12 protein-coding genes are annotated in these 16,656 nt (G+C 72.9%); 4 read left to right on the top strand and 8 right to left on the bottom strand.

Going from position 1 to position 16,656, the window contains the following annotated elements:
- Positions 1–47: 47 nt before the first annotated feature.
- Positions 48–818, bottom strand: coding sequence for a helix-turn-helix transcriptional regulator (locus tag ACFYO9_RS09250; RefSeq protein ID WP_358776609.1), 771 nt, complete (start codon positions 816–818; stop codon positions 48–50).
- Between the two features lie 554 nt (positions 819–1,372).
- On the opposite strand from ACFYO9_RS09250, the gene ACFYO9_RS09245 reads away from it, so the two are divergent.
- Entirely contained in the window at positions 1,373–2,524 is a 1,152-nt protein-coding gene (locus tag ACFYO9_RS09245) for an MFS transporter (protein ID WP_358776693.1), read from the top strand.
- Between the two features lie 173 nt (positions 2,525–2,697).
- On the top strand, positions 2,698–5,082 hold the full coding sequence (locus ACFYO9_RS09240; RefSeq protein WP_358776608.1) for a collagenase: 2,385 nt from the start codon (positions 2,698–2,700) through the stop codon (positions 5,080–5,082).
- 18 nt (positions 5,083–5,100) lie between these two features.
- Here the strand turns inward: ACFYO9_RS09240 and ACFYO9_RS09235 are convergent, their stop codons facing one another.
- Complete coding sequence (locus ACFYO9_RS09235; RefSeq protein WP_358776607.1) at positions 5,101–6,621, bottom strand: glycoside hydrolase family 3 N-terminal domain-containing protein; 1,521 nt, start codon at positions 6,619–6,621, stop codon at positions 5,101–5,103.
- Positions 6,622–6,843: 222 nt separating this feature from the next.
- Between ACFYO9_RS09235 and ACFYO9_RS09230 the strand changes: the two genes are divergently transcribed.
- Together ACFYO9_RS09230 and ACFYO9_RS09225 are read left to right on the top strand one after the other, a co-directional pair.
- Complete coding sequence (locus tag ACFYO9_RS09230) at positions 6,844–7,845, top strand: zinc-binding dehydrogenase (RefSeq protein ID WP_358776606.1); 1,002 nt, start codon at positions 6,844–6,846, stop codon at positions 7,843–7,845.
- Between the two features lie 70 nt (positions 7,846–7,915).
- Positions 7,916–8,875, top strand: coding sequence for a Gfo/Idh/MocA family oxidoreductase (locus ACFYO9_RS09225; protein WP_358776605.1), 960 nt, complete (start codon positions 7,916–7,918; stop codon positions 8,873–8,875).
- Between the two features lie 63 nt (positions 8,876–8,938).
- On the opposite strand, the gene ACFYO9_RS09220 is transcribed toward ACFYO9_RS09225, so the two are convergent.
- The 6 genes from ACFYO9_RS09220 to ACFYO9_RS09195 all read right to left on the bottom strand — a co-directional run bounded on the left by ACFYO9_RS09220 (position 8,939) and on the right by ACFYO9_RS09195 (position 16,553).
- Positions 8,939–9,799 (bottom strand): phytanoyl-CoA dioxygenase family protein, encoded by an 861-nt coding sequence (locus ACFYO9_RS09220; RefSeq protein ID WP_355817016.1) that lies wholly within the window; start codon positions 9,797–9,799, stop codon positions 8,939–8,941.
- A 100-nt stretch (positions 9,800–9,899) separates the two neighbouring features.
- Positions 9,900–11,036, bottom strand: a complete 1,137-nt coding sequence (locus ACFYO9_RS09215; protein WP_358776604.1) for a hypothetical protein — start codon at positions 11,034–11,036, stop codon at positions 9,900–9,902.
- A 7-nt stretch (positions 11,037–11,043) separates the two neighbouring features.
- On the bottom strand, positions 11,044–12,216 hold the full coding sequence (locus tag ACFYO9_RS09210) for a hypothetical protein (RefSeq protein WP_358776603.1): 1,173 nt from the start codon (positions 12,214–12,216) through the stop codon (positions 11,044–11,046).
- Positions 12,213–14,378, bottom strand: coding sequence for a DegT/DnrJ/EryC1/StrS family aminotransferase (locus tag ACFYO9_RS09205; RefSeq protein WP_358776602.1), 2,166 nt, complete (start codon positions 14,376–14,378; stop codon positions 12,213–12,215). The genes ACFYO9_RS09210 and ACFYO9_RS09205 overlap by 4 nt, the downstream gene beginning before the upstream one ends.
- Before the next feature lie 7 nt (positions 14,379–14,385).
- A complete protein-coding gene (locus ACFYO9_RS09200; protein ID WP_358776601.1) occupies positions 14,386–15,591 on the bottom strand; it encodes a radical SAM protein in 1,206 nt (401 codons plus the stop codon).
- Positions 15,592–15,812: 221 nt separating this feature from the next.
- Positions 15,813–16,553 carry a Clp protease N-terminal domain-containing protein gene (locus ACFYO9_RS09195; RefSeq protein WP_358706976.1) on the bottom strand — a complete coding sequence of 247 codons (741 nt, stop codon included), beginning with the start codon at positions 16,551–16,553 and terminating at the stop codon, positions 15,813–15,815.
- Positions 16,554–16,656: the final 103 nt, after the last annotated feature.

Here is a 16,656-nt window from a genome sequence, read left to right as displayed (position 1 = left end):
GAAGGGGAGTTGAAAGGAGGTGGGCCCCTCCCGGATCGGCCCCGGAGTCAGATCCTGCGGTGATACGTCCCGGGTGTGTAGCCGTAGGCCCGGCGGAACACGTCGATGAACGCGCTGGTGGACGCCCATCCGCAGCGGTGCGCCACCGTCGTGACGGGCAGGCCGTCGGCGAGCATGCGAAGCGCGTGGTAGAGCCGCAGTTGGGTGCGCCATTGGGGAAACGTCATGCCCAACTCGCCGCGGAAGAGGCGACTTAGGGTGCGTTCGCCCGCGCCCACCGCCGAGGCCAGCTCCGTGAGGCCGCGCTGGTCCGCGGGGTCGCGTTCCAGCTGGGCGCAGACGGCCGCCAGGCGCGGGTCCGAGGGGGTGGGCAGCTGGATGGGTTCCTGAGGTGACGCGCGCAGCTGGTCCAGGAGCACGGCACGCAGACGGAGCCCCTCCGGGGACGGCGGTTCCTCGGGAGGTGTGCGGGTGCAGGTGAGGATGAGTTCGCGCAGAAGCGGGCTGACGGCGAGCACGGTCGGGGCGTCGAGGCCGAGCGGGTTCGTGGCGGCGGGCAGCCCGACCAGGTGCAGGGCGAGGTGGCCGTGGGCGCGGTGGGCGTGCGCGCATCCGGCGGGGACCCAGATGGCGCGGGTGCCCGGCGCGAACCAGGTGCCGCCGTCGGTGGTGACCGCCACGACGCCGGAGCCCGCGTAGACGATCTGGTGGTCGTCGTGACGGTGGGCGTCGATGCGCTCGCCGGGGGCCATCTCGCGGGTGACGGTGGGCGCTTCGGGGGTGTGGCGGATGGGGGGCCTCGCTCCGGGGCGGGTCATGGGGTCGCGCCTCGCGGTGAGGGGCGTGGCGATACGGCCGGTGTCCTCGGGGCGGTGCCCGAGGTCCGTGTCGCGGGCGGTCGGCGCGTCTCCGCGGGGTTCGTGGCGGGAGGTCGGCGCGTCCCGGCGGGGCTCGTCGCGGGGGTCGTCGCTTCCCCGTGGCACTCGTGGCGGGAGGTCGACGCATCCCGGCGGGGCTCGTGGTGGGAGGTCGGCGCTTCCCCGTGGCACTCGGGGCGGGAGGTCGACGCATCCCGGCGGGGCTCGTCGTGGGAGGTCGGCGCTTCCCCGTGGCGCTCCTGGCGGGAGGTCGACGCTTCCCGGCGGGGCTCGTCGTGGGAGGTCGGCGCTTCCCCGTGGCACTCGTGGCGGGAGGTCGACGCTTCCCCGCAGGGCTCGTGGCGGGAGTTCGGCACAAGTTGGCACTTTATCGGAAGCGGGCCACGGTGGCCGCTGGTGACGATGAGGCGGTGTCCACCAACCAGCAGCGCTCACGCCCCCGTCGGCACGTCCACCCGGCGAAGGGGGCCCGGCCGCCGCGCGTCGGCCGCCCCATCCTCCTGCTCTCGCTCGGCCACGCCTGCGTGGACGTCTACCAGGGAGCCGTCGCCGCCCTGGTCCCGTTCTTCGTCTCGGAGCGCGCCTACACCTACGCCGCCGCGTCCGGCGTCGTCCTCGCGGCCTCGCTGCTCTCGTCGGTGGTGCAGCCGCTGTTCGGCGCGCTCACCGACCGGTGGGCCATGCCGTGGCTGCTGCCGGTGAGCACGGTGGTGGGCGGGTCCGGTGCGGCCCTCGCCGGCGTCGGCGGGAACTACGCGCTGACGCTGCTTGCCGTCGCCGTGTCCGGGATCGGCGTCGCCGCGTACCACCCGGAGGCCGCGCGGGTGGCGCGGCAAGCGAGCCGTGGCAGCCACACCGCGATGAGCTGGTTCTCGCTGGGCGGCAACGTCGGTTTCGCCGCCGCGCCCCTGATGGTCTCCGCCGTCGTCGCCACGGGCGGTCTGCGCGCGTCGCCGCTCCTCGTGGTCCCCGCGCTGGCGGGGGCGGGGTTGTGCGTGGCCGCGCTGCGCAGTGTCCGGGCGCGGGAGGCGGCGGCCGACGGTGAGGGGGCCGTGGCGGGCGCGGCCGTGTCCGGCGAGGACGACTGGCCGTCGTTCGTCAGGCTGACCGGAGCCATCGTCTGCCGCTCCATCGTCTTCACCGGTCTGAGTACGTTCATCGCGCTGTACGTGCGCGAACGCGCGGGCGGCGGCCAAGTCGCCGGAACCGTCGCTCTGTTCGTGCTCTACCTGGGCGGCGCGGCCGGCACCGTCGCTGGGGGCCGGCTCGCCGCACGGTACGGACGGCTGCCGGTGGTGCGGTGGTCGTACGCCTCGACGGTCCTGGCGGTGGCCGGGGTCGTGCTCGTCCCCGGGCCCCTCCTGTACGTCTTCGTCGCGCTCGCCTCGGCCGGTCTGTACGTGCCGTTCTCCCTGCACATCACCCTCGGGCAGGACTATCTGCCCCGGCGCATGGGCACCGCGAGCGGCGTCACCCTGGGGCTGACCGTGAGCATCGGCGGGCTGGCGAGTCCGCTGATCGGAGCGGTCGCCGACGCGGTCTCCCTGCGGGTGGCGCTCGCGCCGCTGATCGCGCTGCCGGCCCTCGGCTGGCTCCTGCTGCGGACACTGCGCGAGCCGGGGGCGGCGGTCGCGTCCTCTCGGTGAGTTGGCGCCTGAGGGGTTGTCAGTGCAATTTCACATTACTACGTTACGCATCACATGGTTCAGCGGCACGCGTACAAGTGTCGCTGAGTGAAGGTGAGTTGAACTCCCTACGCATGACGTTCCACGCACGACCCCCGATGCATGACCTCCACCCCACACCTCAGGAGCCATCGGTGTCCCAGCCACGACCACGCACCCTGCGCAGATCCGCGCTCGCCGGCGCGATAGCCGCGACGCTCTGCCTCACCGCCGCCCAGTACGGATACGCGGCCGCCCCCTCCGCCCAGGAGGCCGCGCCCCGCACCGCCACGACGGCCCCCGCGCCCACCGCGCCCAACCCCCTCGACGTCGTCGACCGCAGGGCGAAGGCCCCCCGGCCGAGCGCCGCGGAGCTCCCCGCGCCCGACGGGCTGCGCGACGGCCGCACCCCGGGCGCCCGCCCGTCGAAGCCAAAGCCAAAGCAGAAGCCGACGCCGAAGCCGAAGTCGGAGGCGCCCGCGAAAGAGCGGCGGCACGCCACCCGCCCCGCGGTCGCGCCCTGCACCCTCGACGGCGTCACCGGACTCTCGCCCGAGCGTTTCGCCGACTTCCTCGTCGACCCGGCCGTCACCGCCGACGACTGTCTGAGCACCCTCATCTGGACCTGGGACGCGCGTCTCGCCCCGGTCATGTCGGACGCGCACGTCCAGGCCGTCTCCGACCGCGTCACCCGGCTCGCCCCCGCTCACGACGGCAGGAACGGCGGTCACCTCCTGGAGCTGCTCACCTATCTCCACGCCGTCGCCTACCAGGACTTCTCGCACGACGAGATCGACGTCACCGACGCACCGACCGTGGCCGCCATGCGCCGCGCCGTCGACACCTTCGGCTCGGCCGCCCGCACCTTCGACGCGACCCGGACCAACGCCGAATCGCTGCGCGAGGCCCTCTACGCGGCGAGCGCACCCGGCCTGCGCCAGCACCAACTCCCGCTGATCAAGCGGGTCCTGACCACCATGGACGGCGCCCACCCGAACACGGCGAAGGACGCGGCGTGGGGCGGCTCCGCGCTCGCCGCGCTCTCCCTGAACTACCTCGGCGTGTACCCCGGCAACCACGACGACGCCTTCCACGCGGCGGTGCGGGCCGACTCCTCCTATCGCGCCGCGTTCAAGGCCTTCGGCGGCTACACCCACCTCAAGGACAGCGGCAACGCCTGGGTGGTGCGGGACGCGCTGAGCGAGTACGGGAGGCTCGGGCAGGTCGACGGGCTCACCGACGAGATCGTCGCCGGGCTCGGCGCACTGGTCGCCACCACCGCCCGTAACTTCGGTGAGGGCAGCGCTCCTTGGGCCAAGGTCGCCACTTGGCTGAACGAGTTCGGTGCCTGTGCGCCGTACAAGGTGTGCAAGGCGGACATCGAGCGCCGCCTCTTCCCGTACACCTACACGTACGACAAGGGCGGCATGAAGGTCCGCACGGCGCTCGGCCGGGACGCCGTGGACCAGCTGTACTACGCGAGCAAGCAGGTCAAGGCGCAGTTCCACCGCGTCGTGGGGACCGAGGAGCCGCTCGCCGGAGACCCCAACACCGGTCTGACGACCATCCTCTACGCCTCACGCGCCGACTACGAGAACTACCATCCGCTGCTCACCGGGATGGGCACCGACAACGGCGGCGTCTACATCGAGCGGGGCGCGACCTTCTACACGTACCAGCGGCGTGTTCCGCAGGACTCCACGCTGACGCTGGAGGAGCTCTTCCGGCACGAGTACACGCACTACCTCAACGGCCGCTGGGCGGTGCCCGGTTCCTTCGGCGAGGGCCCGTGGTACGCGGGCGACCGGACCACCGCGATGGACGAGGGCACCGCCGAGTTCTTCGACGGCGCCACCCGCGACGACGGCATCAAGGTCCGCAAATCACTGGTCCGGGGCATCATCGACGACACGACGAACGGCGGCCCGCGGATGACCGTGGACCAGCTCCTGCACGCCACGTACGACGGCGACGGCTTCCGCTTCTACGACTACGCAGGCACGTTCTTCGAGTTCCTGTGGACCGAACGCCCCGCGCTGCTCATGGAGATGTACCGCCATCTGCGGGCCGACGACCCGGCCGCCTTCGACGCCTGGCGCGACCGGCTGGGCGCGGACGGCCAACTGCAGAGCAGGTACGACGCCTTCCTCGACCGGCAGATCGCCCACGTCGACGACCTCTTCGTGCCCGACACGACGTACGTCCCGCTCACGCAACTCCGCGACACCACCGCGGAACAGGTCCGCGCCTCCCTCACCGCGACCACCGGCATCACACCCGCCTGCCGCGCCAACGGCGCCGAGGAGCGCCCGCGTTACGCCTGCACGGGCCGCATCACCGCGAACCTGAGCGCGTCCGGCGACGCCGACGCCGTCTTCGAGGACATGGCGGAGACGGTGGACTACTTCCTGCTGGACCGGGCCGCGTCGGGGGACAACAACCTGGCCGACATGAACTGCACGTTCGGTGAGGTGGACATCTGGTCCGACGGGCGCGCGGGCAGCGCGGACTTCGCCTGCGAGGGCCCGTTGAAGGGCTGACCCCGCGTCGCCCCCGTATCAGCCCGCGGCGCCCGCGAGCAGTTCCGCCGCCGCGATGCCCGACACCCTGGTCGCGCCGTGTGTGACGAGGTGGGTGGCGCCGAGGGCGTCACCCGAGGGGACGCCCATCTCCACGACGAGGGCGTCGGGGCGGTTGCGCAGGATCCGGTTGAGGGTGTCGGTCATCCAGCGGTGCCGGGCCGCGTCGCGGACCACGACCACCAGGGCCCGGCCCGTCGCCGGGGACAGGGCCGTGCGGGTCAACAGGTCGTCCGCGTGGGCGAGTTCGGTCTCCGTGAGGCGCACCGACGTGGTGCCGGGGCGCAGATGGCGCAGTGGGGCCGCGACGCCCCAGGGGGTGTGGCCGTCGACGGCGAGGTTCATCGTGGGGGAGAGCTCCACGACGTGCGGGGTGCCGGCGAGCGGGAGCGCCGCGTCCGCGGTGCCCGCACGGTGGCGCACCCGCACCGCGCGCCGGGCCGCGACCAGGCCGATGTCGGAGGGTCCCGCGTCGCGCGCCACGGCCCGGGACCGCTCGCCGGACCAGGTCGCGAACTCGTGGACACGCCTGCTCGCCTCGACGAGCCGCGCCTCGGGGAGCGTACCGTCGATGACCGCCTTCACCAGGGCCGTCGAGAGCAGGTCGAAGGTGGCCTCGTCGGCGCTCTCGCCGCCCACGCAGACCGCGTCCACGCCACCGGCGACCGCCTTCACCGTCGCCCCGTCGATGCCGTAGCGGTCGGTGACCGCGCCCATCTCGATGCCGTCGGTGACCAGGAGGCCGTCGAAGTGCAGCTCCCCGCGCAGCAGTTCCACCAGGATGCGGTGGCTGAGGGTCGCGGGCAGGTCCGGGTCGTAGGCGGGGGCGAGCAGGTGCGCTGTCATCACCGCGCGAACGCCCGCCTCCATCGCCGCGATGAACGGCGGCAACGCGGTGAGGGCGATCTCCTCCGCGGAGCCCTGCACCTGCGGCAGCCCGTAGTGCGAGTCGACGACCGTGTCGCCGTGCCCGGGGAAGTGCTTGGCGCAGGCGGCGACACCGGCGGCCTGCAGGCCGCGGATCCAGGCGGCGGTGTGGCGGGAGACGACGTCGGTGCGGGAGCCGAAGGAGCGTACGCCGATCACCGGGTTGAGGGGGTTGGAGTTGACGTCGGCGCTGGGCGCGAAGTTGAGGGAGACGCCCGCGGCGTGCAGATCGCGGCCGATGTCGTGGGCGACCCGCTCGGTCAGATCGATGTCGTCGACCGCGCCGAGGGCGAGATTGCCCGGCCGGGACGAGCCGGTCCACGCCTCCAGGCGGGTCACGTCGCCCGCCTCCTCGTCGATGGCGACGATCAGGTCGGGGTTCTCCGCGCGCAGCTCGGCGGTGAGCCGGGCGACCTGCCCGGGAGTCTCGATGTTTCGCGCGAACAGTACGACGGAGGCCAGTCCCTGGCCGATCGCGCGGCGCAGCCAGTCGGGGGCCGTGGTGCCCTCGAAGCCGGGCTGCAGCACGGAGCGGGCGAGGTGCTCCAGAGTCGGGTCACTGCTCGATGCCATGGCGCGACCTCCGAAGTTGCGGGTGGGGCAGGCGGGGAACGGGGCGAGGGGCGGGGCTCCTGCTGATTGGTCCAGGCCAATCGGATAGTGGATATTGGCTCGTACCGAACAGGGCTGTCAAGGAGGCGGAACCGGTCGAGGCGGGCGAATCCACCATGAGAGGGCGCGAGTTGGGGAATCCTTGGAACTTCCGCCGGTGGCAACCGCTGAGGGGAGAAGGCCATGCGCAGGTACGAGCTCGTCGGCAGGCGCGACATCCGGCTGGTCACGGATGTCGCGGTGCCCGAACCAGGACCGCTGGAGGTGCTCGTACGGGTGCGGGCCTGCACGGTCTGCAACCGCAGCGACCTGGCCTACTTCCACTACTACGGGCTCCGCGACCACTGTTCCACGGGCTGTTTCGGCCATGAGGTCGCCGGAGTCGTCGAGGCCACCGGTGCCGGGGTGAGCCGTGTCGTGCCCGGACAGCGGGTGTTCGTGCGGACACCGCTCACCACCGGATACGCGGACTTCGCGCTCGCCCGGGAGATATCCGTGGGCGCGCTGCCCGACTCCGTGCCGTTGGAGCAGGGGGCGATCCTGCAGCTCCTGCCGCTCGCCGTGCACGCCACCCGGGGCGTGCGGCTCGGCGACCGCGTCGCGATCGTCGGCCAGGGGCCCGTGGGGCAGATGGCGCTGCGGGTCGCCGTGGCGCGCGGCGCCGCTGAGGTCGTCGCCGTCGACCTCGACGACTGGCGCCTGGAGCGGTCCACCGCGGCGGGCGCCGACGCGGTCCGCCGTGTGGACGGCAGCCCCGAGCAACTCGCCGCCGTCGGCGCCGACTTCGACGTCGCCGTCGACGCAGTCGGCACCCCCACGACCCTCAACGCCTGCGTGGCGCTCGTACGCCAGAACGGCCTCGTCGTCCTCCTCGGCACCCACCACGTCGACACGCACGTCACCGTCGACCTGGTCACCTGGGAGCGCAAGGGCCTGCGCGTGCACAGCTCGGCCGAGCCGCTGGACACCGTGCGGGCGGAAGCGCTCGCGGTCGCCGAACGCCTCGCCCACCGCCGTCCCGACACCCTGCGCCTGCCCGACCTGCACACCCACACGTATCCGCTCGACGAGCTCCCGAAGGCCATGGAGCAGCTCTCCGCGAGCCGCTCCCTGTACCCGGACGCCGAAACGGCCCCCTACGACGGTCCGCCGCCGGAGACGCTGAAGGTGGCGATCGTCCCCTGACGGGCATCGGTGTGAGGGCCGGGTGCCGGGCCGTGGCCTTGGCGGCGGTCGTGAACGTAGCGGTGGCCGCGTGAGATGGGGCATCGCCGGCTACGGCGACATCGTGACCCGGCGCGTCCTTCCCGCCCTGCACGCGCTGGGCGAGGAGCCGGTGGCCCTCTGGGGCCGCGATCCGCACCGGGCGGCCCGGATCGCCGAGCAGTACGCCGTCGCGAGGTCCGGCGACGACCCAGAGCTGCTGCTGCTGTCCGACGTCGACGCGGTGTACATCGCCACGCCCGTCGTGCACCATGTGCCGTTCGCCCGTGCGGTGTTGGCCGCCGGGGTCCCCGTACTGATCGAGAAGCCGCTTGCCGGGAATCTCGGAGCGGGTGGGGTGGTCACAGGCGGCGCGGCGTGCGCGGGGGTCGCCTACTACCGCAGGCTCGCGCCCGCCGTGCGGCGGCTGCGCGAGGAGCTCGCCGGGTGGGCGCCGGACCGGGTGGAAGTGCGGTTCCGGTGCGCCTTCGCGCCGGGCCCCGACGACCCGATGCGCTGGCGCACCGACCCGGCCGTGTCGGGCGGCGGCGTCCTCGCGGACGCCGGGAGCCACCGCATCGACCTGCTGCTCCACCTGTTCGGACGGCCGCGGACGATCACGGCCCGGCTGGGCGCGCGCTTCCTCCGGGGCGCGGAGCGGCAGGCCGACCTGGTTCTGCGCTGGCGGAGCGGAGTGCGCGCGCACTGCCGCGTGGAGTGGGGCGACGGGCCGCCCGTGGACCGGATGCGGTTCACGGGCGGTGGCCGCACCCTGACGCTCGACCCGCTCGACTCCGGCCGCATCGAGGGTGTCGTGGGGCCGTCCCCGGCGCTGCTGCTGCCGCCCGCCGCCAATCCGCACCAGGACCTGCTCGCCGACTTCGCGGCCGCGGTCGCGACCGGCGCGGCTCCGGTGTGCCCGGTCGCGGAGGCCCGGCTCGTCGACGACGTACTGGTGGCGGCGGAGCGTTCGGACGCGGCGGGCGGCCGAGCGGTCCGCCCCTGGGGCTGAACCACGCGTACGGATCACGGGACTGGTCGCAGGCGATGCAACTAGTACTGGATGTACGGAAGTTCAGGCCCCGTCGTCCGCCGACCAGGGTCGCAGCCAGCGAGGGTCCGGAGTGTCGTCCGCGTGGACGAAGCGCGCGTCGACGGACAGCCGCATCGCATCCGTCACCGTGTCCAGAGACGCGTGGATGATCCGCGGCAGATGCACCATGACGTCGCCCGCGGCGAAGTCCGTGTGCAGCCAGCGCCGCCCGAGCGTCCGCGCGGTCAGCTCCAGGTCGTGGCAGATCTGCCGACGGTCACAGGGCCGGTCGGTGATGTCGCGCAACGCCGCGTACTCCTCGGGCGGCAGTCGGTGGGAGCCCTCCAGATACACCAGCGCGCCGGTCCGCGGCGGACAGTCGCCGACCGGGATCCAGAACGTGACGACGCGCGGTGACCCCTGGTCCATGTAGTCGAGGTCGACGTGGGCGCGGGAGGCGCGCCGGGTGCCCCGGTGGAAGTGGCGCAGGATGCGGCGCGGCAGCATCTCGGCCTTACCGTCCAGGAGTTGGGCGGCGAGTTCGGCGAGGACGGGGTTGCTCACGAAGTCGTGGAAGGGGGCCGAGCGGACGAACGCGTGCGCCGGGTGGCCCGCCACGCCGTGCTCTGGCACGCCCGCGGGCACGCGCCCGGAGAACACCCCGTCCTCGGGTCCGGTGCCCGGCGCCAGCAGCCCCGGCGGGAAGAGCGAGAAGTACCGGCCGCGCAGCCTCAGGACCTCCGCGCGGTCGAGCAGTCCCGGCAGATACAGGCAACCGTCCGCGTGCAGCCGTTCCCGCAGCGCGCCGGGGTCCGCCCGCGCCAGGAGGTCCGCGCTGGAGCGCAGCGGGCCGAAGAGCTCCGGCGTGAAGGGTATGGGTACGCCGTTCGACGACAGGTTCACGTGCGTGTCCCTCGATCCCTCGATCCCTGAATCTTCGTTCCGTTCCTTCGTTCCGTTCTTCCTTCGGTACTTCGGTACTTCGGTCCTTCGCTGCTTCGGTTCAGTAGACGCCCTCCACCGCCTCCTCGGCGTCCGCCGAGTCCGCCAGGAAGGGCCGTACGGCGGCGACGCCGTCCCACGGGAACCAGGGGTGCGGCCCGGTCCTGACCGCGCTGTCCCGTTCCAGGAGGTGGGGCAGGAACAGGTCCTCCAGGAGGGTCGTGGTCCGCACCCGGCCCCGCTCTCCCACCTCGACCTCGCGCCACGGGTCCGCCGGGTCGACGACCGTCAACACCGCGAAGGGCGGCGGCAGATGGTAGGAGTGGCCGGTCCCGCCGCCGGGCACGGCCGGCGCTCCCGGCACGGCGTCGGCCTGCAGGACATCGGCTTGCAGGGCGTGGCCGACGAGGGTGTTGCCGTAGGTGTCGATCCACTGCACACCCGGCAGATGCTCCTCGCGCAGGAACTCGGCCTCGGCGGCGGTGCACGAGGTGCCGCCGGTGCAGACGGCGCGGATGCCGTACGTGTGCAGCGGGCGCGGCAGCCGCATGGCGAGTTCCACGAGCAGCCGGGACGTGGTGAAGAGCAGCGAGGGGTGCTCGGCGGCGAGCAGCGTGAGCGTCTGGTCGATCAGGTGTGCGGTGTAGGCGTCCGCGTCGCCGCCCGAGCGCAGCGCGGTCTTGACCCAGCGCGGATCGAAGTCGATGGAGTGCACGGCGCCGCGCCAGCTGTCGGCGAGGCCCTCGACGAAGTGCCCGTACGCGTGCGGGCCGCTCGGCGTCATCGCGAGCAGGTCACCGCCGGCCACCCCGCGCGCCTCCAGCACGGTGCGGTAGATCTCCACGTCGTACGCGAGTCGCGTGACGTTGACGATCCGGCACGGCGCGCCCGTGCTGCCGCCGGTCTCGAAGACCCGGAAGGGCCGGTCACGGTAGCCGCGCGGGCGCAGGTCGCGGGCGCTCGCGGCGCGCAACTCGGATTTGTCGAAGAGCCCGAAGCGCACCAGGTCGGCGAAGCCGCCGATGTCCGTGACCGGGTCGAAGCCGAGCTTGGCGCGGCGGCCGACCCAGAAGGGGCTGCCGGTCTCCGCGTCGAAGTGCCAGCGCATCATGCGGCGCGTCCAGGTGTCGAGGTCGACACCCAGCTCCGGTACGCGCTCGCGCAGCGCCTCGGGCAGCGTGCCGAAGGTGACGGTCATGCGGGCCTCACTTCGCAGGGCGGTACACGAACAGGGACTCGGCCGTGATGGCCCGCTCGGCCTCGCGGGACGCGCCCAGGACGGCGGCGAAGGGATAGGGGACCTCGTATCCGATCAGAGGGTGGGGGAGGGAGCTCGCGTCCGCCAAGTGGTCTGCCAGCAGCACCAGTTGGGGCGTCGCGCGTTGGTCTTCGGTGAACGGGGGGCCGGGTGGGCGGCCGGTGAGGACGCGGTCGCCGGGGCGGAGGCGGTCGCGGACGGCTCGGGCCGCTCTCTCGGCCGCCCCCGGTTCACGGAACGCCGTCAGCGGCCACTCTCCGTCGGGCGCAAGCGCGTCGAGGGCGGCGGCGAGGGCCCGCGCAAGGGGTTCCGTCCGGTCGGGTTCCGCGCAGATGACGGTCCGTACGTTGCTGCAGAACCGGCCCGCGTCCGCCGCGACCAGCGGCAGCAGCCAGGACACCGCCTCGCCCGTCGGCATGTCCGCCGGTACGAGGGCGCAGCCCCGGCCGGGACCGTGCAGTGTGAGGCCGGGGGAGTCGCGCACCGCGGCGGCGAGCCCCGCGCCGCCGTACACGATCTGCCGGTCCGTGAGCCGCACCAGACCTTTCAGGGATGGGCGCGCCCCCGGGTAGAAGCCGACGCGGGCCGGGGGCCAGCCGGCCGCGAGCAGGGCGGCGACGAACCGGGCGGCGGAGAGCGGTTCGCGCCGGCTCGGACGCACCCACACGCCCGCCGAGCGCTCCGCCTGCTCGCAGACCGACTCCAGGCAGGTGAACGTGTTGCCCGGCAGCGCGACCAGGGCGAGGCTCTCGTCGGGCGCGGGCGCCTCGCCCTGTGCGAGGAGTCCGGACCGGAGCATCCCGCACCACCGGTCGACCAGCGGGCTCGGCAGCCCGGCGCTCTCCCACAGCGCCGCGCGGAAGGCGTCGGCGCTCTGCCCGCCGATCCCTCCGACGGTGAGCGTGCCGCGGTCGAACAACTCCAGGGCGGTGAGCAGGAGTTCACGGCGGCCGGTGAGGGGCGGCAGGCCGGGGAGGGTGCTCTGCCACCGGCGCCGGTCGGCGTCGGCGACGATCTCGGGCACCAGCGAGAGTTCCCGGTCCGGCGCGCCGGGCAGTGGGGCGCGGTCCGCCGACGTCCGCCACGCGCCCCTGCGGAACGCGTGGAGCACGGTGGTCACGGCAGCTCGCTGCGGAGCGCGGCGGCCACCCGTATCTGCTCGGCCTCGGTGAGGGACGGGTACAGCGGCAGGGCGATGTGGTGGCGCGCGAACCAGCGGGCCCGGGTGAACGGCCCGTCCGCGGCGTCCTGTTCGCGCCGCGGCGCGAAGTACGGGTGGTCGCAGAGCAGATGGTCGTAGACCTCACCGGCGAGGCCCACGCCGTGCCGCTCGCGCAGCCGCTTCTTCAGGAGCGGGCGGTCGAGCGGTGCGTCGGGGGTCAGGTGGACGAGGTACTTGTAGTAGTTGCTGCCCGACCCGGTGGGTACGAGGTGCCGGCGGGCCCCCGGGAGGTCGGCGAGCAGCGCGTCGTACCGGGCGGCCAGCGCGCGGCGTGCCGCGAGCGTCTCCGCGAAGCGCTCCAGGTCCACCGTGCCGACGGCGGCGTGCAGTTCGCTGAGCCGCCAGTTGGATCCTGGCCGGTCGTGCAGGGTGGAGCCCTGGGCGCTCTTGCCGTGGTCGCGCCAGCGCCGTACCTGCTCCAGATCGTCCGCCGACGCGGCGCTGAGCAAGCCGCCCTCACCGCTGACGGCGACCTTCGTGGGGAAGAAGGAGAAGGCGCCGAACCGGCCGAGACTTCCGGCCGGGCGCCCGTGGAGGGTGGCGCCGAGGGCGTGGGCGGCGTCCTCCACCACCGGGACGCCGTGCTGGTGGCAGTCGGCGAGCACCGCGTCGAGCGCGGGCGAGACGATGCCGCCGATGTGTACGGGCAGCACGGCGGCGGTGTCGGGGTGGCGGGCCAGCGCGGCCCGCAGGGCACCTGGATCCATGCCGAGGCCGTCGAGTTCGATGTCGATGAAGCGGACGGCCGCCCCGGCGCGCACGGCGGCGGCCGCCGTGGCGAAGAACGTGTTGACCGGTACGAGCACGGTGCGGCCCGCCACCCCGATGACGCGCAGCGCGATCTCCAGGGCCGCGGAACCGGAGGCGACCGCCGCGGTGTCCGCGCCGGTCCAGGGGCGGGCGAGCTCTTCGAAGCGGGCCACCTGCGGGCCCTGGGTGAGGATCCCGGAGGCGAGCGCCGCGTCGACGCGGTCGAGCACGGCGCGGCGGTCGTCCACGGCGAAGTGGATGCGCTGGGCGGGCACGGCGGCCTCGGCGGGCCGCCGATCCCCGGCGAGCGTGCGGGCGAAGAAGTCCGCCGCGTGGCCGACGTGGGTGCCGTGGCCCATCGGGAGTTCGTGGATCTCGGCGTCGGCGCCCGCCGCGGCGTACGCCTCCCGGATCGCGTCGGCCGCCGCGCGCGCGTCGGCCGGCTCCAGATAGGCGTCCGCCGTGCCGTACTGGAGCTGGAGGGGCGCCGGGGCGAGGGTGCCGTACAGGTCGGGCAGGTCGGCGTAGTCCAGGATGCCGGGGAGCACCGCCCCCTCGTGGCCGGTCAACAACCGTTCGTACAGGGCCGGATAGCTGCCGAGGTGACTGGCCGCGCAGAGCGGGACGCCCCGGCGTTCGGTGAGCAGCGCCGCGTGCAGGGCGACGGCCGCGCCGAGGCTGTGGCCGAAGAGGCCGAGGCGCTGCGGATCGACGAGCCGGTGCGCGGCGAGGACCTCCAGTGCGCCGAGGGCGTCGCCGGTGAGCGCGCCGAGCAGTGAGTGGCCGGTGAGCGCGAAGGCGTGGGCGAGCAGCGTCCCCTCGTCCCGGCCGGCCCTGCGGTCGGTGTCCAGGGTGCCGCCGATGCCGTGGTCGAAGGAGAGCGTGACGCAACCGGCTCTGGCCAGCTGTTCGGCGACGTTGCGGTCGGGGTGGTCCGGCGGCACGTCGCCGGTCAGCTGGTCCAGGCGCGCGTTCTTGCCGCCGAGGACGAGCACGCCCGGGCCTGCCGGCGCGTGGGCCGAGGTGCGGGCCGGGGCGTCGGCCGGTGCGAGGAGGGTGCCGTGGAAGGTGCCGCGTACGGGGGAGTGGAACTGGAGCCGCTCGCGGTGCAGGCCGTCGCGGACCGAGGCGGTCGACCCGGTGACGGAGAGCGGCGCGTGTTCGACGCGGGCCAGCCGCTCGACGACGGCACGGATCCGGCGGGCCCGGTCCGCGTGCTCGCCGTCGGCGGGGTTGGCGGAAGCGGCGCTCTTCGCGTACCGCAGGGCCGGCTCGGCGGAGAGGAGCCGTTGAAGGTGACGTCGCTGCATGCGCGGCTCAGACGAAGTCGCCGTGCAAGGTGCTCGGCACTTCCAGCGCGTACGCGTCCAGGGCCTCGTCGAGTTTGATCTGGCCGCGTTTGAGGAGTTCCAGGAGTTCGTTCTGCGGGCGGTAGAAGCAGGACTTGCACAGGTCGGTCCTGCGCGGGTTGGACGCCTCCCACTCGGCGCGCGGGCCGCCCTCCAGGACCTCCGCGTAGCCCTGCTCGACGACATTGCCGATCAGATAGCGGCTGTTGAGGTGCACCTGCGGGCACGGGTAGAGATTTCCGTCGGCGCCGACGGCCGTGACGAAACGGCTGTAGTGGCAGCGCTCGAAGTCGCCCTCGACCTCTTCGACCTGGTCCATCGGCCCGCGGTCGAGTTTCGGCACCGACACCTCGAAGGCGTCCGTGGAGAGTTCCGCGGCGCGGGTGAGGGATTCGGAGATCTCCGGCATCACGGATTCGATGGTCTCGTGGCCGAGGGCGCTGTAGAACTCCGGCTCGAACCGCACGTAATGCGCCCCGGACTCACGGGCGATGCGGGCCGCCGCCATGATTTCCCGGTAGTTCTGCAGGGTGATGACGTAGTTGAAGCCGATGCGGAAATCCGGGTCGACGGCGTTCTCCCTGAGCCTGCCGACCGAGCCGATGAACTTCGAGAACGTCTGCTCGCGGTCGCGCGTGATGTCGTCGAAGGTGGCTTCCGTGCCGGCGTTCAGGCCGATGCGGACCCAGGTGTGGGTCGCGGCGACGCACTCGGCGACCTTCGGGCGGCCCAGGCGCGAGCCGTTGGTGATGAGCCCGATGCGCAGCCCGGCCGCATGCCCAGCGCGGCAGATCTCCGCGTAGCCGGGGTGGATCGTGCACTCGCCGCTGCCGCAGAAGGTCACGGCGCGCCCGTCGTTCGCGGCGAACTCGCGCAGCAGCGTGACGGCCTTGTCGGTGGCGATGGAGTCCTTGAACGAGAACAGATCGTAGAACTGCTCTTCGTTGGGGGAGTGGAAGTTGCAGAAATTGCAGCGCATATTGCAGGCGCCCATGATACCGATCCGCATGTGGACCGGTTTGATCTCCTCGTCCGCCACGAACCGCCGCAGCAATTCCCCGTGGGCGAGGACCTTCTGCGGCGAATGGGCCTGATCGAGACTGACGATGGGCAGTCCTTCGCGATTATAGGGGGCTGCCATTTCAATGTCGCGGGCACCAGGTGTGCTGTTCACGAACCCCCCACGCATGATCGATGTGCGGTGACGTTTTCTCGCGGTGATGGGGACACTAGGGAGCGCCGGAAACGCTGTCAACGGGTCTAGACAACCCGGTCGTTGATGGCGGAATCAGGCCTGCCGGTCTGTTGCGAAGGGGGTCGTACGTGGTAATCGCGGGCGCCCCGGCGCAGGGACCCCGTGCGTGGATCGGGGTGCCGGCCGGGGCGGGCGGAGGGTCAGTCCTTCGGCGGGGTCAGCTTGCCGATGGCGTCGGTGACCCAGCTCGTGATGCCGTCCTTCTCCAGGCCGAGGCCGGTGAGTGGCCCCGCGCCGTCCTCGAACTCGACGAGGGCGAGCAGGAGGTGTTCCGTGCCGACGTAGTTGTGGCCGAGCCGCAGGGCTTCGCGGAAGGTCAGTTCGAGAACCTTGCGCGCCCCCGCGTCGTACGGGACGAGCTCGGGCACGTCGGCGGCCGCGTCGGGCAGCCCGGCGAGGGCCGCCCGGCGGACGTCCTCCAGGGTGACGCCCGCGGCGACGACGGCCTGCGCCGCCAGCGCGTCGGGCTCACCGAGCAGGCCGAGGATCAGGTGCCCGGCGCTCACCTCGCCGTGGTGGGCGGCCTTGGCCTCGTTGTGCGCGGCCATCACGACGTTCCTGGCGCGCGGGGTGAAGCGGCCGAAACCCTGGCTCGGGTCGAGGTCGGACGGCTCACCCGGCTTCTTGGGGACGAACCGCTTCTGGGCCGCCTGGCGCGTGACGCCCATGCTCTTGCCGATGTCGGTCCAGGAGGCGCCGGAGCGGCGTGCCTGGTCGACGAAGTGGCCGATGAGGTGGTCGGCGACGTCGCCGAGGTGATCGGCCGCGATCACCGCGTCGGTGAGCTGCTCCAAGGCGTCGCTGTGGGCCGTCTTGATGGCGTCGATGAGGTCGTCGAGACGGATCGGCGGCTGGGCCGTCGTGCGGTCGGGAGTCGTCATGGCGCAACCGTAGGTTGACAGTTCGGCGACTGTCAACCTTCGGTTGACACTGGCTTCGAGCGGATCCGGCCGGATATGCGGATCCAGCGGGTTATGCGGATCG

The sequence above is a fragment of the Streptomyces sp. NPDC005863 genome (genome assembly GCF_042871345.1).
Classification (GTDB): Bacteria; Actinomycetota; Actinomycetes; order Streptomycetales; family Streptomycetaceae; genus Streptomyces.
The sequence above is the reverse complement of the archived record's forward strand: the minus strand, read 5'-3'. Positions and strand labels throughout refer to the sequence as shown.

Bases quoted from the DNA above. Each gene is read 5' to 3' on its own strand.
- ACFYO9_RS09250 (WP_358776609.1), bottom strand. From the start codon at position 818: ATGACCCGCCCCGGAGCGAGGCCCCCCATCCGCCACACCCCCGAAGCG.
- ACFYO9_RS09235 (WP_358776607.1), bottom strand. From the start codon at position 6,621: ATGGCATCGAGCAGTGACCCGACTCTGGAGCACCTCGCCCGCTCCGTG.
- ACFYO9_RS09230 (WP_358776606.1), top strand. From the start codon at position 6,844: ATGCGCAGGTACGAGCTCGTCGGCAGGCGCGACATCCGGCTGGTCACG.
- ACFYO9_RS09215 (WP_358776604.1), bottom strand. From the start codon at position 11,036: ATGACCGTCACCTTCGGCACGCTGCCCGAGGCGCTGCGCGAGCGCGTA.
- ACFYO9_RS09205 (WP_358776602.1), bottom strand. From the start codon at position 14,378: ATGCAGCGACGTCACCTTCAACGGCTCCTCTCCGCCGAGCCGGCCCTG.
- ACFYO9_RS09195 (WP_358706976.1), bottom strand. From the start codon at position 16,553: ATGACGACTCCCGACCGCACGACGGCCCAGCCGCCGATCCGTCTCGAC.